The 17,909-nt window shown below is 58.5% G+C and carries 25 protein-coding genes and 1 tRNA gene; 23 read left to right on the plus strand and 3 right to left on the minus strand.

All coding sequences use genetic code 11. From position 1 onward, the window contains the following. Positions 1 to 255 precede the first annotated feature (255 nt). The 14 genes from FDM28_RS18040 to tatC all read left to right on the plus strand — a co-directional run bounded on the left by FDM28_RS18040 (position 256) and on the right by tatC (position 8,277). Positions 256 to 567, plus strand: coding sequence for a CopG family transcriptional regulator (locus FDM28_RS18040; RefSeq protein ID WP_240792061.1), 312 nt, complete (start codon positions 256 to 258; stop codon positions 565 to 567). Next, on the plus strand, positions 560 to 1,024 hold the full coding sequence (locus tag FDM28_RS17800) for a PIN domain-containing protein (RefSeq protein ID WP_206022004.1): 465 nt from the start codon (positions 560 to 562) through the stop codon (positions 1,022 to 1,024). The genes FDM28_RS18040 and FDM28_RS17800 overlap by 8 nt, the downstream gene beginning before the upstream one ends. Before the next feature lie 18 nt (positions 1,025 to 1,042). Beyond that, positions 1,043 to 2,191, plus strand: a complete 1,149-nt coding sequence (hisC, locus tag FDM28_RS16715) for a histidinol-phosphate transaminase (protein WP_138517209.1) — start codon at positions 1,043 to 1,045, stop codon at positions 2,189 to 2,191. Next, a complete protein-coding gene (gene hisB / locus FDM28_RS16720) occupies positions 2,188 to 2,820 on the plus strand; it encodes an imidazoleglycerol-phosphate dehydratase HisB (protein ID WP_420853036.1) in 633 nt (210 codons plus the stop codon). Before hisC ends, hisB begins: the two co-directional genes overlap by 4 nt. Beyond that, positions 2,820 to 3,482, plus strand: coding sequence for an imidazole glycerol phosphate synthase subunit HisH (gene hisH, locus FDM28_RS16725; RefSeq protein WP_138517211.1), 663 nt, complete (start codon positions 2,820 to 2,822; stop codon positions 3,480 to 3,482). Before hisB ends, hisH begins: the two co-directional genes overlap by 1 nt. 68 nt (positions 3,483 to 3,550) lie before the next feature. Next, positions 3,551 to 4,291, plus strand: a complete 741-nt coding sequence (gene hisA, locus FDM28_RS16730; protein ID WP_138517214.1) for a 1-(5-phosphoribosyl)-5-[(5-phosphoribosylamino)methylideneamino]imidazole-4-carboxamide isomerase — start codon at positions 3,551 to 3,553, stop codon at positions 4,289 to 4,291. A 3-nt stretch (positions 4,292 to 4,294) separates the two neighbouring features. Continuing rightward, the gene (hisF, locus tag FDM28_RS16735; protein WP_087496505.1) at positions 4,295 to 5,074 is read left to right on the plus strand and encodes an imidazole glycerol phosphate synthase subunit HisF; all 780 of its coding nucleotides are present in this window, start codon (positions 4,295 to 4,297) and stop codon (positions 5,072 to 5,074) included. Positions 5,075 to 5,134: 60 nt separating this feature from the next. Continuing rightward, a complete protein-coding gene (hisI, locus tag FDM28_RS16740; protein ID WP_420853037.1) occupies positions 5,135 to 5,548 on the plus strand; it encodes a phosphoribosyl-AMP cyclohydrolase in 414 nt (137 codons plus the stop codon). Between the two features lie 16 nt (positions 5,549 to 5,564). Next, complete coding sequence (locus tag FDM28_RS16745; protein ID WP_138517216.1) at positions 5,565 to 5,945, plus strand: phosphoribosyl-ATP diphosphatase; 381 nt, start codon at positions 5,565 to 5,567, stop codon at positions 5,943 to 5,945. Between the two features lie 9 nt (positions 5,946 to 5,954). Next, complete coding sequence (locus tag FDM28_RS16750) at positions 5,955 to 6,356, plus strand: DUF4870 family protein (RefSeq protein WP_138517218.1); 402 nt, start codon at positions 5,955 to 5,957, stop codon at positions 6,354 to 6,356. Next, positions 6,353 to 6,730 carry a histidine triad nucleotide-binding protein gene (locus tag FDM28_RS16755; protein ID WP_138517220.1) on the plus strand — a complete coding sequence of 126 codons (378 nt, stop codon included), beginning with the start codon at positions 6,353 to 6,355 and terminating at the stop codon, positions 6,728 to 6,730. The genes FDM28_RS16750 and FDM28_RS16755 overlap by 4 nt, the downstream gene beginning before the upstream one ends. A gap of 47 nt (positions 6,731 to 6,777) precedes the next feature. Beyond that, positions 6,778 to 7,011 (plus strand): Sec-independent protein translocase subunit TatA, encoded by a 234-nt coding sequence (gene tatA / locus FDM28_RS16760; protein WP_087496510.1) that lies wholly within the window; start codon positions 6,778 to 6,780, stop codon positions 7,009 to 7,011. 11 nt (positions 7,012 to 7,022) lie between these two features. Then, positions 7,023 to 7,466 (plus strand): Sec-independent protein translocase protein TatB, encoded by a 444-nt coding sequence (gene tatB, locus FDM28_RS16765; RefSeq protein ID WP_138517222.1) that lies wholly within the window; start codon positions 7,023 to 7,025, stop codon positions 7,464 to 7,466. 22 nt (positions 7,467 to 7,488) lie between these two features. Continuing rightward, positions 7,489 to 8,277: a twin-arginine translocase subunit TatC gene (tatC, locus tag FDM28_RS16770; RefSeq protein WP_138517223.1), complete on the plus strand. Its 789-nt coding sequence runs from the start codon at positions 7,489 to 7,491 to the stop codon at positions 8,275 to 8,277. Between the two features lie 33 nt (positions 8,278 to 8,310). On the opposite strand, the gene FDM28_RS16775 is transcribed toward tatC, so the two are convergent. Next, on the minus strand, positions 8,311 to 9,453 hold the full coding sequence (locus FDM28_RS16775; protein ID WP_138517225.1) for a S1C family serine protease: 1,143 nt from the start codon (positions 9,451 to 9,453) through the stop codon (positions 8,311 to 8,313). A gap of 483 nt (positions 9,454 to 9,936) precedes the next feature. On the opposite strand from FDM28_RS16775, the gene FDM28_RS16785 reads away from it, so the two are divergent. Next, positions 9,937 to 10,692 carry a Nif3-like dinuclear metal center hexameric protein gene (locus tag FDM28_RS16785; RefSeq protein ID WP_138517229.1) on the plus strand — a complete coding sequence of 252 codons (756 nt, stop codon included), beginning with the start codon at positions 9,937 to 9,939 and terminating at the stop codon, positions 10,690 to 10,692. After that, positions 10,689 to 11,735, plus strand: a complete 1,047-nt coding sequence (gene pdxA, locus FDM28_RS16790) for a 4-hydroxythreonine-4-phosphate dehydrogenase PdxA (protein ID WP_138517231.1) — start codon at positions 10,689 to 10,691, stop codon at positions 11,733 to 11,735. The genes FDM28_RS16785 and pdxA overlap by 4 nt, the downstream gene beginning before the upstream one ends. Before the next feature lie 72 nt (positions 11,736 to 11,807). Here the strand turns inward: pdxA and mscL are convergent, their stop codons facing one another. Beyond that, positions 11,808 to 12,236, minus strand: a complete 429-nt coding sequence (gene mscL / locus FDM28_RS16795) for a large conductance mechanosensitive channel protein MscL (protein ID WP_138517233.1) — start codon at positions 12,234 to 12,236, stop codon at positions 11,808 to 11,810. 152 nt (positions 12,237 to 12,388) lie between these two features. On the opposite strand from mscL, the gene petA reads away from it, so the two are divergent. The 6 genes from petA (at position 12,389) to FDM28_RS16825 (ending at position 16,495) form a co-directional block, all read left to right on the plus strand. Next, a complete protein-coding gene (petA, locus tag FDM28_RS16800; protein ID WP_138517235.1) occupies positions 12,389 to 13,003 on the plus strand; it encodes a ubiquinol-cytochrome c reductase iron-sulfur subunit in 615 nt (204 codons plus the stop codon). Between the two features lie 10 nt (positions 13,004 to 13,013). After that, a complete protein-coding gene (locus tag FDM28_RS16805) occupies positions 13,014 to 14,429 on the plus strand; it encodes a cytochrome b (protein ID WP_138517237.1) in 1,416 nt (471 codons plus the stop codon). Between the two features lie 18 nt (positions 14,430 to 14,447). After that, positions 14,448 to 15,203 carry a cytochrome c1 gene (locus FDM28_RS16810; RefSeq protein ID WP_138517239.1) on the plus strand — a complete coding sequence of 252 codons (756 nt, stop codon included), beginning with the start codon at positions 14,448 to 14,450 and terminating at the stop codon, positions 15,201 to 15,203. A gap of 100 nt (positions 15,204 to 15,303) precedes the next feature. Beyond that, complete coding sequence (locus tag FDM28_RS16815) at positions 15,304 to 15,915, plus strand: glutathione S-transferase N-terminal domain-containing protein (protein WP_094482471.1); 612 nt, start codon at positions 15,304 to 15,306, stop codon at positions 15,913 to 15,915. Between the two features lie 19 nt (positions 15,916 to 15,934). After that, a complete protein-coding gene (locus FDM28_RS16820) occupies positions 15,935 to 16,372 on the plus strand; it encodes a ClpXP protease specificity-enhancing factor (RefSeq protein WP_138517242.1) in 438 nt (145 codons plus the stop codon). Positions 16,373 to 16,419: 47 nt separating this feature from the next. Continuing rightward, positions 16,420 to 16,495 (plus strand) — tRNA-Thr (locus FDM28_RS16825). Positions 16,496 to 16,517: 22 nt separating this feature from the next. Here FDM28_RS16825 and FDM28_RS16830 read toward each other — a convergent pair. Continuing rightward, a complete protein-coding gene (locus FDM28_RS16830) occupies positions 16,518 to 16,826 on the minus strand; it encodes a DciA family protein (protein WP_420853038.1) in 309 nt (102 codons plus the stop codon). Between the two features lie 34 nt (positions 16,827 to 16,860). Between FDM28_RS16830 and FDM28_RS16835 the strand changes: the two genes are divergently transcribed. Then, positions 16,861 to 17,817 (plus strand): M23 family metallopeptidase, encoded by a 957-nt coding sequence (locus FDM28_RS16835; RefSeq protein ID WP_138517246.1) that lies wholly within the window; start codon positions 16,861 to 16,863, stop codon positions 17,815 to 17,817. The last annotated feature ends 92 nt before the right edge of the window (positions 17,818 to 17,909 follow it).

Genomic DNA, 17,909 nt, shown 5'->3' on the forward strand with positions numbered 1-17,909 from the left:
GCGTTCAGTTACCAGCTTTACAGCTTCAACCTTGAACTCCCGGCTGAATTGCCTTCTCGTTGCCATTTGCAATCTCCTGTTTCATCGACAACCTTAACAAAGTGTCTTTGAAACCGGCAGCAGCCCAGTAGCCATCCAAATTGGGGTCTGGCCCTCGTTGGATCTGCGCAAGCTGCTCATATAAAGATAGCGGAAGATCATCTTAAAGTCACACGAAATTCGTGCAACACGAATTTCGTGTAAACTGCATTCAAGATGAAAAACGTTACCATCACCGTCGAAGACGCCACCCTGGAATGGGTGCGGATCGAGGCGGCGCGCCGCAACACCAGCGTGTCGCGCCTGGTGGGCGAGATGCTGGCCGACAAGATGCAGCACGACGACGCCTACGCCCGCGCCCAGCGCGATTGGGTGGCGGATACGTCCAGCTTCAGCTCGGGTGGCAAGGCCTATCCGGCGCGGGACGCCGGTTTCGCCGCCGGGCCGCCCCAAGGGGAAACGCGTCCCCTTGGGGGGCAGCGAATGACGCGCAGCGCAGAGCGTGGGGGCCAACAACACCATGGCTAGCCCACTCGACACCTCCGGCGCCATCGTCTTTGTGGATACCAACGTGCTGTTGGCCGCGGATGATGCGTTTGACCCCGCTCGCCAAACTCGCGTACGCGAATGGCTGCAGGCCTTGTGGCAACGCAGGGCAGGGCGCTTGAGCACGCAGGTGCTTAACGCCTATTACGTGGGCGCCACCCGCCATTTCGCCATGCCACAGGGCGACGCACGCGCCAAGCTGCGCCGCTACCAGCTTTGGCAGCCCTGGCAGATTGATCACCAGACGGTGGAAACCGCCTGGGGCGTAGAAGCCCGCTTCGGCCTGCCGTATTGGGATGCGCTCATCGTTGCCGCTGCTGCGCAGAGTGGCGCGAGCCATGTGCTGTCCTTCGACCTGCAGCACGGCCAGCAAATCGACGGCATCACCATCCTGAACCCTTTGCAAGCCACGCCTGCCGATCTGGCGCTGGCCGACTAGTTACTTTGAAAGCCCCGCATGACAAACTCTGCCGACATTGCTGCTGACGTTCAGGCGCTCATTGCGCGCCGCATCCGCCAGGACGTGCAGGGCATGCATGCCTACGCGGTGCAGGACTCTAAAGGCATGGTCAAGCTCGACGCCATGGAGAACCCGTTTTCTTTGCCACCCCACCTGCAAGTCGCGCTGGGCCAACGCCTGGGCGCGTTGGCGCTGAACCGCTACCCCGATGGCCGGGTCAACGACTTGCGCACCGCCTTGGCGCAGTACGTGGGCATGCCCGCAGGTCACGACATTATGCTGGGCAATGGCTCGGATGAGCTGATTTCGCTGCTCTCCATGGCCTGCGACGTACCCGCCCAGCCCGGTGAGGCCCGCCCCGTGGTGCTGGCGCCTACGCCCGGCTTTGTGATGTACGCCATGAGCGCCCAGCTGCAGGGGCTGGACTTTGTGGGCGTGCCGCTGACCGAAGACTTCGCCCTCGATGTGCCCGCCATGGTGCATGCCATTGCCGAGAAGCAGCCCGCCATCGTGTACTTGGCCTACCCCAATAACCCCACCGCCAATTTGTGGGATGCCGACGCCATGGCCACTGTGATAGCTGCGGCCAAGCAAGCGGGCAGCATCGTGGCGGTGGACGAGGCTTACCAGCCGTTTTCCAGCCGCACCTACATGGATGTAATCCGCGCCAACCCGGCCGCCTACCCCCATGTGGTGCTGATGCGCACCCTCAGCAAGTTCGGCCTGGCCGGTGTGCGCTTGGGCTACATGACCGGTCCCGCTGCCCTGATTGCCCAGATCGACAAAGTGCGCCCGCCGTACAACATCAGCGTGCTGAACTACGAGTGCGCCTTGTTTGCCTTGGAGCACCAGGATGCATTCGCCGTGCAAGCGCAGGAAATATGTGCGCAACGCGCTATTCTTTTGGGAGCATTGCGTGCCATGCCCGGCGTGAAAGCCTGGGACAGCGATGCCAACATGGTGCTGGTGCGTTTCCCCGGCGAGGATGATGCGGCGCAAAAAATATTCGACGGATTGAAGGCCCGAGGGGTGCTGGTCAAGAACGTTTCTAAAATGCACCCATTGCTGGCCCGTTGTTTGCGTTTGACCGTCGGCACCGCCGAAGAAAACGCCCGACTGATTCAGGCCTTGCAGGAAGTTTTATGAGCACCAACTATCCCGTTACCGAAATCCCCGCAGCCATGCCTGCGCGCATTGCCGAAGTGTCCCGCAATACCGCGGAAACCAAGATCCGCGTGCGCGTGAACCTGGACGGCACGGGCGTGAGCCGCCTGTCCACCGGCATCGGCTTTTTCGACCACATGCTCGACCAGATCGCGCGCCACGGGTTGATTGACCTCGACATCGAAGCCGAAGGCGACTTGCACATCGACGGGCACCACACGGTGGAAGATGTGGGCATCACCCTGGGTCAGGCCTTTGCCAAGGCGGTGGGCGACAAGAAAGGCATCCGCCGTTATGGCCACGCTTATGTGCCCTTGGACGAAGCGCTGAGCCGCGTAGTGATCGACTTTTCCGGCCGCCCGCAGTTGGAAATGCATGTGCCCTTCAAGAGCGGCATGATCGGCGCGTTTGACACCCAGCTCACGCACGAGTTCTTCCAAGGCTTTGTGAACCACGCCTCGGTGACCCTGCACATTGACAACCTCAAGGGCGAAAACGCCCACCACCAGGCCGAGACCGTGTTCAAGGCCTTTGCCCGCGCCCTGCGCTCCGCGCTGGAGTTCGACCCGCGCGCATTGGGTGTGATTCCCTCCACCAAAGGTTCGCTCTGATGAAAAAGGTCGCTGTCGTTGACTACGGCATGGGCAACTTGCGCTCCGTCACCCAGGCGGTGATGCATGTGGCCGAGGGCACCGGTGTCGAGGTCGTCTGGGCCCGCACCCCGCAAGAAGTGATGGACGCGGAGCGCGTGGTGCTGCCCGGCCAGGGTGGCATGCGTGACTGCATGCGCGAGCTGCATGATTCCGGCATGTTCGATGCCGTGATGCACGCTGCAGCGCACAAACCCTTGATGGGGGTGTGCGTGGGCATGCAAATGCTGCTGGATCACTCGGAAGAGCTGGACACGCCTTGCCTGGGCTTGATTCCTGGAGAAGTGGTCAAGTTCGACCTTGCCGGTCAGCTGCAAGCCGACGGCAGCCGCTTCAAGGTACCCCAAATGGGCTGGAACCGCGTGTGGCAAACCGGCGGCCAAGATGCGGCCACGCGCCATCCGGTGTGGGGCGATGTGCCGGATGGCAGCTACTTCTACTTTGTGCACAGCTACTACGCCCAACCGTCAGATGCGCGCCACAGCGCGGGCGAGACCGACTATGGCCAACGCTTCTCCTGTGCGATTGCGCGCGATAATATTTTCGCAACACAATTCCACCCCGAGAAAAGCGCTGAACACGGTTTGGCCCTGTACCGCAACTTCCTGCACTGGAACCCTTGAATCTTTATCCTTGCCGCATCTCTGCACCTGGCAAAGCGACTCTCTTTTCCCTCCAACCCTGAAGCACCATGCTTTTAATTCCTGCGATTGACCTCAAAGACGGCCACTGCGTTCGCCTCAAACAAGGCGATATGGACCAATCCACTACCTTCGGCGAAGACCCTGCGGTCATGGCCCGGAGCTGGGTCGACAAGGGCGCGCGCCGCCTCCATCTGGTGGATTTGAACGGCGCCTTTGCCGGTCACCCCAAGAACGAGCAGGCCATCCGCAAGATCCTCAAGGAAGTGGGAAGCGAAATCGACGTGCAGCTGGGCGGCGGTATACGCGATCTGGACACCATCGAGCGCTACTTGGACGCCGGGTTGCGCTACGTCATCATCGGCACCGCAGCGGTCAAAAACCCCGGCTTTTTGCAGGACGCCTGCACCGCATTCGGCGGCCACATCATCGTGGGCCTGGACGCACGTGACGGCAAAGTAGCCACCGACGGCTGGAGCAAGCTCACCCGCCACGATGTGGTGGACTTGGGCAAGAAGTTTGAAGACTACGGTGTCGAGTCCATCATCTACACCGACATCGGCCGCGACGGCATGCTCTCGGGCATCAACATCGACGCCACGGTCAAGCTTGCCCAAGCGCTGACCATCCCCGTGATCGCATCCGGTGGCCTGTCCAACATGGCTGATATCGAAGCTTTGTGCGAAGTAGAGGACGAAGGCGTGGAAGGTGTGATCTGTGGCCGCGCGATTTATAGCGGCGATCTCGACTTCGAGAAAGCACAGCAACGCGCTGACGAGTTGAACGGCTAAACAGTGTTAGCCAAAAGAATCATTCCTTGCTTGGACGTGACCGGCGGTCGCGTCGTCAAAGGCGTCAACTTTGTCGAGCTGCGGGACGCCGGGGACCCGGTGGAAATTGCCGCCCGTTACAACGACCAGGGCGCTGACGAACTCACGTTTCTCGACATCACCGCGACCAGTGATGGCCGCGACCTGATCCTGCACATCATCGAGGCGGTGGCCTCCCAGGTGTTCATTCCGCTTACCGTCGGTGGCGGAGTGCGTACTGTGGACGATGTACGCCGTCTGCTGAATGCTGGCGCTGACAAAACCAGCTTCAACTCCGCGGCCATAGCCAACCCGCAAGTCATTGAAGACGCCTCGCTCAAGTATGGCGCGCAGTGCATTGTGGTGGCCATAGATGCCAAGCGCCGCTCCGAAGAAGATGCCTTGGTCCGTGGCCCCGGTTGGGATGTGTACAGCCATGGCGGCCGCAAGAACACCGGCCTCGATGCCGTGGCCTGGGCGACTGAGATGGCCCGGCGTGGAGCTGGCGAAATCCTGCTCACTAGCATGGACCGCGACGGCACCAAGAGCGGTTTCGATCTGGCACTGACCCGCGCAGTGGCCGATGCCATCAGCGTGCCGGTGATTGCCAGCGGCGGTGTGGGTAACCTTGACCACTTGGCGGACGGCGTGCAGCAGGGCGGTGCCGATGCGGTGCTGGCCGCCAGCATCTTCCACTACGGTGAATACACCGTGGGCCAAGCCAAAGCGCGTATGGCGGAGCGGGGCATCCCGGTCAGGATTTAAGCCTTTTGGGGCTCTGGCGCCCGTCAATGCTGCGCGAGCAGCTATCAAAGAAATAGCAAAATGGAATCACCAAACACCCCTCCCGTGAGCTGGATCAAGCACATCCGCTGGGACTCCAAGGGCCTGGTGCCCGTCATTGCCCAGGAGCAAAGCACCGGCGATGTGCTCATGTTCGCGTGGATGAACCGCGAAGCGCTGCAGAAGACGGTGGAGCTGGGGCAGGCGGTGTATTTCAGCCGTTCGCGCGACAAGCTTTGGTTCAAGGGCGAGGAGTCCGGCCATGTGCAGAAAGTCCATGAGATTCGCATGGACTGTGACAGTGACGTTATCTTGCTCAAAGTGACCCAGCTTGGCCATGAACCTGGCATCGCCTGCCACACCGGTCGCCACAGCTGTTTCTTCAGCGTGTTGAAAGACGGTGTCTGGCAAGCGGTAGACCCGGTGCTCAAAGACCCTGAATCCATTTACAAATAAAGCGCGTACCACCACCATGCAAGACAAGCCCACATCGCAAGACGCGCTGGCTCATTTGGCTGCCGTCATCGAGAGCCGCAAAGCCGCGAACGGGGGGGACCCCGAAGCCAGCTATGTGGCTCGCCTGCTGCACAAAGGCCCCGATGCCTTTTTGAAGAAAATTGGCGAAGAAGCCACCGAAGTGGTGCTCGCCGCCAAAGATGCCGACCATGGCGGCGACAAGTCCAAGATCGTTTACGAAATGGCCGACCTGTGGTTCCACAGCATGGTGGCTTTGGCCCACTACGGCCTGAGCCCTGCTGACGTCATCAGCGAGCTGGAGCGCCGCTTGGGTACCAGTGGCCTGGAAGAAAAGGCCTTGCGCAAGGCCGTCGCCCGCGAAGCCGAATCCAACTAAGGAGTCGCCATGAGCCAGGACTTCACCACCCCCGCCACGCCGGACCAGGCCCTGTTGCTCAAGTTGCAGGGGCTCAATACGGTAGGCACCATCAGCTACGTGCTGCACCTTATCGTGGCAGTGGCCGCGTTCATTCCCGGCGGGCAGTTCGGCATGACGCTGCTGGTCGTGGCGTTGATTCTGGACATGGTCAAGCGCGATGACGCAGCCGGCACCTGGCATGCATCGCATTTCCGGTGGCGGATCCGTTCTGTCATTTTTGCGGGGCTGGCTTACCTGCTGACATTCCCGTTGTTTTTGTTGTTCTACTTTCCCGGAGCGATTGCCTGGGCTGTCATCTCTGTGTGGTTTCTCTACCGTATCGTGACGGGCTTTGTGGCAATGAATAAAGGTCAGGAGATTGGTGCATGAGCGAGCACACCCACAGCGCCCACGATCCGAACTGCATTTTTTGCAAAATCGTGGCCAAGCAGATTCCATCCAAGGCGGTGTACGAGGACGAGCATGTGTACGCCTTCCACGACATCAACCCCTGGGCGCCGGTGCATTTCTTGCTGATACCCAAGGCCCACATTCCGAGCATGGCGCACATCGGGTCGGAGCATGGTGCCCTCATGGGCCACATGATGGCGCTGGTTCCCAAACTGGCGTTGCAGGAAGGGTGCAACCCCTACCCCGAAGGCGGCTACCGTCTGGTGACCAACACCGGTGTGGAAGGCGGGCAGGAAGTCCATCACTTGCATTTCCATGTCATGGGCGGTCCGCGCCCTTGGCTGCGGGGTTGAGACCGCCGGGCGGCGACTAGAATTCACTTATTCGTTAGGAGTACATCATGGGTTCATTTTCTATCTGGCACTGGTTGATCGTTCTGTTGATCGTCGTCATGGTCTTCGGCACCAAGAAACTCAAAAACATCGGTTCTGATCTGGGCGGTGCGGTCAAGGGTTTCAAAGACGGTATGAAAGACGGCTCTACGCCGGACGACAAGCCTGCAGCCCCTGCACAGCAAGTGGCCAACGCCTCTGAAAAAACCACGATCGACGTGGAAGCCAAGCAAAAGAACTGAGCTAGTCCTGCGTGATTGATCTCGGAATCTCCAAGATGGCGCTGATCGGCGCGGTGGCGCTGGTCGTCATCGGGCCGGAAAAGTTGCCGCGTGTCGCGCGCACGGTGGGTGCTTTGCTCGGCAAGGCCCAGCGCTATGTGGCTGATGTGAAAGCCGAGGTCAACCGCTCCATGGATCTGGAGGAGTTGAAAAAGATGCGTGAAACCGTGGAAGACGCGGCGCGCAACGTGGAAAACTCCATCCAGACCTCGGCCAGCGACTTTGAAAAGTCTTGGACCGATGCGACGGACGCCGCGCTGGAGCCCGAATTCCCCAGCTACAAGCACCCCAACAAAAACTGGCGCCTCAAGCAGGGCGCCATGCCGCACTGGTACAAGGCCCGCAACGGCGTGCGGACGCGTGCGCTGTCGGGTGCTGCCCGGGTCGCCCGCTTCCGTCCACCTCGCGTCCGCTAACGCGGCGCCCACTTTCCTCCTCATGTCTACTGAAAATCAACCGCAAGACGAGCTTGCCGGCACCGAGCAGCCTTTCGTCCAGCATTTGATAGAGTTGCGTGACCGCTTGGTCAAAGCCCTGCTCGCCGTGGGCGTGGCGCTGGCGGTGTTGGCGGTGTTTCCCGGCCCAGCTGCGCTCTATGACATCCTGGCGCAACCCTTGGTGGCTTCGCTGCCTGCCGGTGGCAAGCTGATTGCTACCTCGGTGATCTCCCCGTTTCTCGTGCCTCTGAAGATCATGCTGATGGCGGCGTTTCTGCTGGCGCTGCCAGTGGTGCTGTGGCAGCTTTGGGCCTTTGTGGCGCCCGGTCTTTACAGCCACGAAAAGAAATTGGTCTTGCCTCTGGTGATCTCCAGCACCGTGCTGTTTTTCATAGGTGTGGCCTTTTGTTATTTCTTCGTGTTTGGTCAGGTATTCAAGTTCATCCAGGGGTTTGCGCCTAAGAGCATTTCTGCGACGCCGGATATCGAGTCTTATCTCGACTTTGTGCTGTCCATGTTTCTGGCGTTCGGGCTGGCGTTTGAGGTGCCGGTCGTGGTCGTCGTGTTGGCCCGCATGGGCTTGGTCAGCATCGAGAAACTCAAGGCTTTCCGTAGCTATTTCATCGTGCTGGCTTTTGTGGTGGCAGCTATCGTGACGCCGCCGGATGTAGTGTCGCAGTTGGCATTGGCAATACCCATGTGCATCTTGTACGAAATTGGTATCTGGGCCGCCCAAGTATTTATCAAGCACACCAAGGCGCCTGAAGAAGAAAGCGCCTCCGCCGGATAAATAAAAATGCCCTCCTTGGAGGGCATTTTGTTGTCAGCGCTTGACCGCTTTAGGCTTGGGGCGCACGCCCGGACTAACTTGGAGCTGTAGTTGCTCTGATTTGCGCTGCACCACAAAAGCTGCTTCCACGCCCGGCTTCAAAGAGGACACCAGAGACAGCAGTTGCGTCACATCACGCACCGGCTTGCCTGCAATGCTCACAATCACATCCCCTGGCTTGATGCCGGCTTGGGCAGCCGGGCCGTTTTGCAGCACGCCGGTGATGATGACGCCCTCTTTGGTTTTCACGTCAAAGGTTTCGGCCAGCTCGGCAGACAAGTCGTTGGGCTCTACCCCAATCCAGCCTCTGGTAACTTTGCCATCTTTCACTATGTCTTCCAGCACCTGCTTGGCAGTGGCAACTGGAATGGCAAAACCGATGCCCATGCTGCCGCCCGAGCGCGAGTAAATGGCAGTGTTGATGCCCAGCAGGTTGCCATTCGTGTCCACCAAGGCGCCGCCGGAGTTGCCGGGATTGATGGCCGCATCGGTCTGGATGAAGTTCTCAAAGGTATTGATGCCCAGCTGATTGCGCCCCAGTGCACTCACGATACCGCTGGTGACTGTTTGGCCCACACCAAAGGGGTTGCCGATGGCCAATACCTGGTCGCCCACTTGCAGCGCATCGGAGTCACCCAGCACGATGGTGGGAAGCTTGTCGAGTTCCACTTTCAGCACCGCGAGGTCGCTGTCGGGGTCGGTGCCGATGACTTTGGCCGTGGCTTTGCGCCCGTCGTTGAAGAACACTTCAATCTCGTCTGCCTCTTCCACCACATGGTTGTTGGTCAGGATGTAGCCTTGGGGGCTCACGATGACGCCGCTGCCCAAGCCACCCTGGGGCTCATCGCCCTGGTCGCCATAAAAAAAGCGGAACCAGGGGTCGTTGGCATTGGGGTTTTTACTGGCCACTTTGCTGGTGTTGATGCTCACCACGGCAGAGGATGCCTTTTGTGCCGCCACCCGCAGGCTGCCAGCCGGGACTTCGCCTGCTTGCGGGGCTGGCGCCTCCAGCATGGCGATGCTGCCGCGCACGCTGTTGCCCGGGCTCACCCATTGCGGCTTGAGCGTGGCCACCACAAAGTAGGCCGCCAACAGCACGGTGCAGGATTGGGAAAACAGCAACCAGAATTTTTTCATGAGTTCAGTGAGCAAGTCGCGCGCACCAGTGCACGCTGTGCGGCAAATTGTAGGCTGCTAAGCTTGGTTGCAAGCTTAGCCACCACGCCGTACACCGCCCCATGTCCCTGCGCACGATCCACATCCATCCGGCTGCGCCACCCAAGCCCGTGGTGGGCGCTGTTTGCAATGGCTGCGGAGTTTGTTGCCTGGCGGAGCCTTGTCCGGTGGGCATGCTCATCAGCCGCCGACGGCGCGGCGCGTGTGATGCTCTGCTGTGGGTGGACGGTGAGCGCCATTACCGCTGCGGGGTATTGGTGGCACCTTATGCGGTGTGGGTTCAGGCATTGCCCGCTGCACTGCGATGGATGCGCTGGCCGCTGGGCGCCGTGCTCCGGGTCTTGGGCCTGCGTTGGATTGCAGCGGGCACCGGGTGCGACAGCTCGCTGGAGGTACCCGTACAGTCTGGGACAATGCAAGCCCCTCCCCAAAGCCCTCCTCACCATGATGGACCGTGACGAACTGCTCCGCCGTTTCAACACTCTGCTGCAGCCCGAGCGCTTCAAGGACTATTGCCACAACGGCTTGCAGGTGGAAGGGCGTGCTTCGGTGCAGCGCATCGTGTCGGGCGTCACCGCCAGCGAAGCGCTGATCCGTGCCGCGATTGCCCAGGGCGCGGACACCATTTTTGTGCACCATGGCTTGTTCTGGAAAGGCTTTGATGGCCGCATCCAAGGGTGGATGCGCCAGCGTTTGCAGCTGCTGCTGGCTCACGAGATCAACCTGTTTGCCTACCACTTGCCCCTGGATGCACATCCCTCGCTGGGCAACAACGCCCAGTTGGGCGCGCTGCTGGGGCTGGTAACGGAGTCCACCTTCGGGGATCAGCAGTTGGGCCATCTGGGTAACAAGGCAGAAGGCGAGTGGGCGTCGGACCGGGCGCTGCAAAACCATATAGAAGCAGTGCTGGGCCGCTCTGCCACGCTGGTGCAAGGCCATGCCGGGCCCGTGCGGCGAGTCGCTTGGTGCACCGGCGGTGCGCAGGGTTACTTTGAGGCGGCGATTGCTGCGGGCGCGCAGGTGTTTGTGACGGGTGAAATTTCCGAGCCGCAGGCCCATTACGCGCGGGAATGTGGTGTGTCTTACATCGCCTGCGGGCACCATGCCAGTGAACGGTATGGCGCCCCGGCCGTCGTGGCTCAGATCGCCGCAGAGTGCGGAATAGCCCACACGTTTATTGATATCGAGAATCCCGCATGAGCACCCCAGTTATCGCCATCACCATGGGAGATGCCGCAGGCATCGGCCCGGAAATCATTGCCGATGCGTATCGCTTGGCGCCGGACGTCATGCGTCATTGTTTTGTGGCCGGCGACGTTGCGGCCATGCGGCGTGCCGCGCAAGTAGCCGCACGCGGAGGCATTGCGTGGCCGGTGGCGCAACTGGACAGCCCGTCTGAGGTCTTGAATCTGCCGGCCGTCTGCTTACCGGTGTTGCAAATCGGGACGCCGCTGGAGCCTGTGGCGTATGGTCAGGTCAATGCCACAGCGGGGGAGTTTGCTGGCCGGTGTGTGTCGTGGGCTGCGGATGCCGCTTTGGCGGGCGACATTGCCGCGCTGGTCACTGCGCCCATCCACAAAGAGGCCTTGAGTGCCGCAGGTGCGCCTTACAGCGGCTTCCCTGGCCACACCGAGTTGCTGCAGGCCCGTGCGGCGCTTGCGCAGGGTGTGGATGTTGCGCAAGTCCCGGTGCGCATGATGTTGGCCAACGAGGAGTTGCGCACCGTGTTGGTGAGTATCCATGTGTCGCTGCGGGCGGCTATTGAGGCGGTCATGTTTGACAATGTGTTGCAAACACTGGCGATCACCCGCACATCCCTGCGCACCGTGCTCGGGCGTGAGCCCCGGATAGCGGTTGCCGGATTGAACCCACACGCCGGGGAGGGCGGACTGTTCGGCTCGGAAGAGTTGGAAGTGATTGTCCCGGCGATAGAGGCGGCACGGCTGCAGGGAGCGGATGTGCAAGGCCCCATTGCACCCGACACCGTATTCATGCGTGCGCGGAATGCGGACGACCACCCGGGCGAGTTCGATGTGGTGGTGGCCATGTACCACGACCAGGGCTTGATACCGGTGAAATACCTCGGCGTGGAGCAGGGGGTGAACGTAACCTTGGGCTTGCCCCTGATCCGTACCAGCCCGGATCACGGTACCGCGTTTGATATCGCTGGCAAGGGCATCGCCAGCGCGCACAGCCTGCTGGAAGCTGTGCGCATGGCCAAGGCAATGGCCGGTTTGGCATGAATAAGCCGCTAGCGCCCGTGTAGATTGCGCGAGTGGCTATGAAAAATATAGCAACTCGCGCGGGAGGCTGGCTTATTTTTTCAGGCTGTCGCGAATTTCGCGGAGCAACAGCACGTCTTCCGGAGTCACTGCGGGCGCTGCTTCTGGTGCGGGGGCTTCTTTCTTCAGGCGGTTGATCTGCTTGACCATCAAAAAGATGATGAACGCCAGAATGGCGAAGTTCACGGCCACCGTGATGAAGCTGCCGTAAGCAAAAACAGGTACGCCAGCCTTCTTCAGGGCATCCAGCGTTTGAACCGTGCCTTCGGGCACGGTACCCAACACCAAAAACAAATTGGAAAAATCCAGTTTGCCGATCACTGCGCCCACCAACGGCATGATCAGGTCGCCTACCACGGAGTCCACAATCTTGCCGAATGCGCCACCGATGATCACACCCACAGCCAGATCGATCACATTGCCTTTGACAGCAAATTCCTTGAATTCTTTCAACATGCCCATGACGCGGATCTCCTCAAAATATTAAAACCGCAAGTATCCCCGATCTCGGAGGGGGCAAAGGCAAGCAAGCTTGCAGTGGCGCGTTGAATAGCCCTACACCTCTCAGCTACAATCCCGCTCTACCCTACTAGCGATGTTCATTGAGGATTCTCATGAGTGAAACCCCTGTCGACAGCAAAAAGATCGACTCCAGCAAACGGACTTGGCTCATTGCCTCCAGCTGCGCTGGTGCAGTAGGCGGTGTTGCTACCGCCATACCTTTCGTGAGTACCTTCCAGCCTTCCGAGCGCGCCAAGGCCGCCGGTGCTGCGGTGGAAGTGGACATCGCGGGGATCAAACCCGGTGAAAAAATCACTGTGGAGTGGCGAGGCAAGCCCGTGTGGATTGTGCGTCGCACGCCCGAGCAGGTGGCTGCATTGCCCGGCAACGATGCGCAGTTGGCGGACCCCAAGTCCGAGCGCAAGCCCTCCGAGCTGACCCCCGAGTACGCCCGTAACGAAGGTCGCTCCATCAAGCCCGAGTTTTTTGTGGCGGTTGGCATTTGCTCCCACTTGGGTTGCTCGCCTTCCGATAAGTTCCAGACCGGCGCGCAACCTTCGTTGCCCGACAACTGGGCTGGCGGCTTCTTGTGCCCTTGCCATGGTTCTACCTTTGATATGGCGGGTCGTGTGTTCAAGAACAAGCCTGCGCCTGACAACTTGGAAGTCCCTCCCCATATGTTCCTGTCCGACAGCAAGCTGCTGATCGGTGAAGACAAGAAAGCCTGAGGAATAGCACATGGCTCGCGAATTCACAGAGATTTCTCCTAACGCTTCTGCCGGCGAAAAGGTGACAAACTGGTTTGAAAACCGTTTCCCCACCGCTTTCGACGCGTACAAGGTTCATATGTCGGAGTACTACGCTCCGAAGAACTTCAACTTTTGGTACATCTTCGGCTCGCTGGCACTGTTGGTGCTGGTGATTCAGATCGTGACCGGTATTTTTCTGGTCATGCACTACAAGCCAGACGCGAACCTGGCGTTCGGCTCTGTGGAATACATCATGCGTGATGTGCCATGGGGTTGGCTGATCCGCTATATGCACTCCACAGGCGCCTCCGCGTTTTTTGTGGTGGTGTACCTGCACATGTTCCGTGGCCTGATTTACGGTAGCTACCGTAAGCCCCGCGAGCTGGTCTGGATCTTCGGTTGCGCCATTTTCTTGTGTTTGATGGCCGAGGCATTCATGGGCTACTTGCTGCCATGGGGCCAGATGTCTTACTGGGGCGCACAGGTGATCGTGAACTTGTTTGCTGCTGTACCCTTGGTGGGCCCGGACTTGGCTTTGCTGATCCGCGGTGACTTCGTGGTGGGCGATGCCACCTTGAACCGCTTCTTCAGCTTCCACGTGATTGCCGTGCCTTTGGTGCTGCTGGGCTTGGTGGTGGCGCACTTGCTGGCCTTGCATGATGTGGGCTCCAACAACCCGGACGGCGTAGAAATCAAAGGCCCGAACGCACCACGCGATGCGCAAGGGCATCCGCTGGATGGCGTGCCTTTCCACCCCTACTACACCGTGCATGACATTTTTGCAGTCAGCATGTTCTTGATGGTGTTTACTGCCATCATCTTCTTCGCGCCGGAGTTTGGTGGTTACTTCTTGGAGTACAACAACTTCATTCCCGCCGACCCGTTGAAGACGCCTGCACACATCGCGCCCGTCTGGTATTTCACGCCCTTCTATTCGATGTTGCGTGCCATCACCAGCGAAATGATGTACGCCTTGATTGCCTGTGTGGTGGGTGCCGCCGCATTCGGAGCGTTGAAAACCAAGCTGCCGGTTATTTTCAAGGGTGCCGCTGTGGGGGCTGCATTGGTGGTTTCCGCTGCCATGCTGTCGATTGACGCCAAGTTCTGGGGTGTGGTCGTGATGGGTGGCGCAGTTGTGATTCTGTTTTTCTTGCCATGGTTGGACAACAGCCCGGTCAAGTCGATTCGCTACCGCCCTGACTGGCACAAATACCTGTACGGTATTTTTGTGATCAACTTTGTGATCCTTGCCTACCTGGGTGTACAGCCGCCGTCCCCTGTGGGTGAGCGCGTGTCTCAAGTGGGAACCTTGTTCTACTTCGGTTTCTTCTTGTTGATGCCTTGGTGGAGCACCGTGGGCAAGAGCAAACCGGTTCCCTCCCGCGTGACTTTTGAAGCCCACTGAGTGCCGGAGAAACAATTTATGAAGAAACTTCTTTTGACTTTCGCAATGGCATTCGGGCTGTTGTCTGGTGTGCACGCGAATACGGGCGGTATCGCATGGGACAAGGCGCCTGCGAAAACCAACGATTTGGCTTCCTTGCAGAATGGTGCCAAGGTATTCGTGAACTACTGCTTGAACTGTCATTCGGCAGCATTCATGCGTTTTAACCGCTTGAAGGACATTGGTCTGACCGACCAGCAGATCAAAGACAACCTCTTGTTCACCACCGACAAGGTCGGCGAGACGATGAAGGCTGCCATTGATCCGCGTCAGGCGAAAGAGTGGTTTGGTGCTAACCCGCCTGACTTGACTGTGATTGCCCGCTCCCGTGCGGGTGCACAAGGTACCGGTGCGGATTACCTCTATACCTACTTGCGTACCTATTACGCAGACGACACCAAGGCAACCGGCTGGAACAATCTGGCTTTCCCCAATGTAGGTATGCCGCATGTGTTGTGGGAGTTGCAAGGTAAACGTGTTCCGGTTTACGACACGGTCGTCAATCACGGCCACGAAGAACATGTGTTCAAAGGCTGGGAGCAGGTGACGCCTGGAGCCATGTCGCCAGAGCAATATGACCAGACGATTGGTGATCTGGTGAATTACTTGCAGTGGATGGCTGAACCAGCCCAAAACACCCGTGTGCGCATCGGTGTGTGGGTGTTGCTGTTCTTGTCGGTATTGACACTGTTTGCATGGCGATTGAATGCCGCGTTCTGGAAAGACGTGAAGTAATTCGTTAACTGTTTTTCCGCTCTCTGCGAGGGCGGTAATAGGTCCAGAGTGGGTCCGCCGAAGCGTCCCACTCTTTTTCATTTTTTAGGAGTCTCTCGCCATGATGGTGCTGTATTCAGGAACAACCTGCCCTTTTTCCCACCGCTGCCGTTTTGTTTTGTTTGAAAAAGGTATGGATTTCGAGATCCGCGATGTGGATCTGTACAACAAGCCTGAAGACATCAGTGTCATGAACCCTTACGGCCAAGTGCCTATCTTGGTTGAGCGCGATCTGATTCTGTATGAATCCAACATCATCAATGAGTACATTGACGAGCGCTTTCCGCATCCTCAGTTGATGCCCGGAGATCCGGTGGATCGTGCGCGCGTTCGCCTGTTCCTGTTGAACTTTGAAAAAGAACTTTTTGTTCACGTCAGTACTTTGGAAGCTCGGGCTTCCAAAGGTAACGAAAAAGCGCTGGACAAAGCACGAGCCCATATTCGCGACCGCTTAACCCAATTGGCTCCCGTATTTTTGAAGAACAAATACATGTTGGGCGAGAACTTCTCCATGTTGGACGTGGCTATTGCTCCGCTGCTGTGGCGTTTGGATTACTACGGCATTGATCTGAGTAAAAATGCCGCGCCATTGCTGAAATATGCTGAGCGTATTTTTTCGCGCCCCGCTTACATCGAAGCATTGACGCCCTCCGAAAAGGTGATGCGCAAGTAATTGCGACAACGGTTGCCCGATGATGGACTCTCAAGACACTCCCTCCACCCGTCCCTATCTCATTCGTGCTTTGTATGAATGGTGTACTGACAATGGCTTTACTCCCTTTTTGGCTGTGCGAGTGGATGACTCCGTTCGTGTGCCCATGGAGTTTGTGAAAGACGGAGAGATTGTCTTGAACGTCAGCTTTGATGCCACCAGTGCATTGAAGTTGGGGAATGACTACATTGAGTTCAAAGGTCGGTTTGGGGGTGTGGCGCGCGACATTTTGGTCCCGGTTCGCCAGGTCCTTGCGATCTATGCTCGCGAAAACGGGCAGGGCATGGCGTTCCCTGTCGGGGTCGGTACGTCCTCGCCGGTAATGCATTCGGTAGATGGTGATGTGACCGAAGGTGATACGCCGCCACCGCCCAAGCCCCCGGTGCCAGGAAAGCCCTCTCTGACCCGAATAAAGTAAGCAATTCTCGAAAACCCGGTGCAATGCTGGGTTAGAATTCGCCCCGTGCCGGTTTAGCTCAGTTGGTAGAGCAACCGCCTTGTAAGCGGTAGGTCATCAGTTCGAATCCGATAACCGGCACCATTTCCCCTCTCATCGCATGCTTTTATAGCGATGGCGACATTTGTACCTTGAGTCGAATTGAGGTAACCTCCCACCCCTTGGTACGCAGATGGGCTTGCACAGCGGGCATAAGTTGCCTGAGCTTTGCGGCGACCGCATTGTTCTCAAGAATCAGGCACCAAGTTCCCCCTTCGATCGGGCCGGCTTGGATGCTTTTCATCAGAGTGCGTGGCAGCAGACCTTCCAAGCTTTGAAGGCGCGCGCGGGACTCTGCTGCCAACTGCGCCAAATGTGCCAGGGCTGGCGATTCATGAGCAGCTTGTAGTGCGCTCAAAGAACGGTGGTTTTTCATGATGGCTGCTTATTGAATGCGAAGGGCTGGCTGAATGCAAGTGATTATCACGGACGCTTGGATGGCAAAAACACGTGCCTTCCATCTGAGTGGGGCGAAGTTGATAGCAGCCTTGTTGGCGCTGTCGGTAGCCTTGATGTTGGTTTCTGCAGGTCTTTACCACTGGGTGTTTCTTAAAGGTGCCCGAGAGGGCTGGCCGATTGTGGGTTCCCTGGTGCGGTTGGTGGTCAAAGACGAGGTCGCGCAGCGTGACCGGTACGTCAAGGAAAACATTGAAGTGCTTGCGAAAAGGCTGGGAGAGATGCAAGCCAAGATGCTCCAGTTGGAATCCTTGGGCGAACGTGTTTCCGGGCTGGCAGGTATCAACCCTGCAGACATCAAAGTTCGGCCTGGCCAAGGCGGCGTCTTGGTAAGCGGCAGGGATCTCACGATGGAGGAGCTCGACGCGACCCTGAGTGAATTGGATGCACTCGCCGGGCAACGCACCGACGTCATGACGGTGATTGAATCCCGCCTGTTCGAACAAAAAATCAAAAAAATGATGGTGCCAACCCAAATTCCGGTTCCGGATGCCAGCTTGGGTTCTATTTTTGGCTGGCGCATCGACCCGATTACCGGCCGGTCTGCCTTGCACACGGGCTTGGACTTTCCCGCAACGCCAGGGACCGCGATCTATGCCGCTGCCGGTGGCATGGTGGTAACCCAAGAGTTTCACGCGCAGTACGGCAACATGATTGAAGTGGACCACGGCAATAATCTGATTACGCGGTACGCCCATGCCTCCAAAATATGGGTGAAAAAAGGCGACCTCATCAAACGGGGGCAAAAGATTGCTGAAGTTGGGAACACGGGCCGCTCAACAGGGCCGCACTTGCACTTTGAGGTGCTGGTTCAGGGAGTGCCGCAGGACCCGCAGAAGTTTCTGACCGCCGGAAAGAACTTGGGAGACTCTTCCAAGCACGCGGTCCATAGCGAGATACCGCAACGCTAAAATGCAGCGTTTGGTTTTACCCCGGCAGCAAGTGCTAAGCGCTACTTGACTTCAGCGGTATCGCCACCATTTCATCCAGACTTATAAAAGGA

It is taken from the genome of Rhodoferax bucti, assembly GCF_005876985.1.
In the GTDB taxonomy this organism is placed as follows: Bacteria; Pseudomonadota; Gammaproteobacteria; order Burkholderiales; family Burkholderiaceae_C; genus Allorhodoferax; species Allorhodoferax bucti.

Bases quoted from the DNA above. Each gene is read 5' to 3' on its own strand.
- FDM28_RS18040 (WP_240792061.1), top strand. From the start codon at position 256: ATGAAAAACGTTACCATCACCGTCGAAGACGCCACCCTGGAATGGGTG.
- FDM28_RS17800 (WP_206022004.1), top strand. From the start codon at position 560: ATGGCTAGCCCACTCGACACCTCCGGCGCCATCGTCTTTGTGGATACC.
- hisC (WP_138517209.1), top strand. From the start codon at position 1,043: ATGACAAACTCTGCCGACATTGCTGCTGACGTTCAGGCGCTCATTGCG.
- hisB (WP_420853036.1), top strand. From the start codon at position 2,188: ATGAGCACCAACTATCCCGTTACCGAAATCCCCGCAGCCATGCCTGCG.
- hisH (WP_138517211.1), top strand. From the start codon at position 2,820: ATGAAAAAGGTCGCTGTCGTTGACTACGGCATGGGCAACTTGCGCTCC.
- hisA (WP_138517214.1), top strand. From the start codon at position 3,551: ATGCTTTTAATTCCTGCGATTGACCTCAAAGACGGCCACTGCGTTCGC.
- hisI (WP_420853037.1), top strand. From the start codon at position 5,135: ATGGAATCACCAAACACCCCTCCCGTGAGCTGGATCAAGCACATCCGC.
- FDM28_RS16745 (WP_138517216.1), top strand. From the start codon at position 5,565: ATGCAAGACAAGCCCACATCGCAAGACGCGCTGGCTCATTTGGCTGCC.
- FDM28_RS16750 (WP_138517218.1), top strand. From the start codon at position 5,955: ATGAGCCAGGACTTCACCACCCCCGCCACGCCGGACCAGGCCCTGTTG.
- FDM28_RS16755 (WP_138517220.1), top strand. From the start codon at position 6,353: ATGAGCGAGCACACCCACAGCGCCCACGATCCGAACTGCATTTTTTGC.
- tatA (WP_087496510.1), top strand. From the start codon at position 6,778: ATGGGTTCATTTTCTATCTGGCACTGGTTGATCGTTCTGTTGATCGTC.
- tatC (WP_138517223.1), top strand. From the start codon at position 7,489: ATGTCTACTGAAAATCAACCGCAAGACGAGCTTGCCGGCACCGAGCAG.
- FDM28_RS16775 (WP_138517225.1), bottom strand. From the start codon at position 9,453: ATGAAAAAATTCTGGTTGCTGTTTTCCCAATCCTGCACCGTGCTGTTG.
- FDM28_RS16785 (WP_138517229.1), top strand. From the start codon at position 9,937: ATGATGGACCGTGACGAACTGCTCCGCCGTTTCAACACTCTGCTGCAG.
- pdxA (WP_138517231.1), top strand. From the start codon at position 10,689: ATGAGCACCCCAGTTATCGCCATCACCATGGGAGATGCCGCAGGCATC.
- mscL (WP_138517233.1), bottom strand. From the start codon at position 12,236: ATGGGCATGTTGAAAGAATTCAAGGAATTTGCTGTCAAAGGCAATGTG.
- petA (WP_138517235.1), top strand. From the start codon at position 12,389: ATGAGTGAAACCCCTGTCGACAGCAAAAAGATCGACTCCAGCAAACGG.
- FDM28_RS16805 (WP_138517237.1), top strand. From the start codon at position 13,014: ATGGCTCGCGAATTCACAGAGATTTCTCCTAACGCTTCTGCCGGCGAA.
- FDM28_RS16810 (WP_138517239.1), top strand. From the start codon at position 14,448: ATGAAGAAACTTCTTTTGACTTTCGCAATGGCATTCGGGCTGTTGTCT.
- FDM28_RS16815 (WP_094482471.1), top strand. From the start codon at position 15,304: ATGATGGTGCTGTATTCAGGAACAACCTGCCCTTTTTCCCACCGCTGC.
- FDM28_RS16820 (WP_138517242.1), top strand. From the start codon at position 15,935: ATGATGGACTCTCAAGACACTCCCTCCACCCGTCCCTATCTCATTCGT.
- FDM28_RS16830 (WP_420853038.1), bottom strand. From the start codon at position 16,826: ATGAAAAACCACCGTTCTTTGAGCGCACTACAAGCTGCTCATGAATCG.
- FDM28_RS16835 (WP_138517246.1), top strand. From the start codon at position 16,861: ATGCAAGTGATTATCACGGACGCTTGGATGGCAAAAACACGTGCCTTC.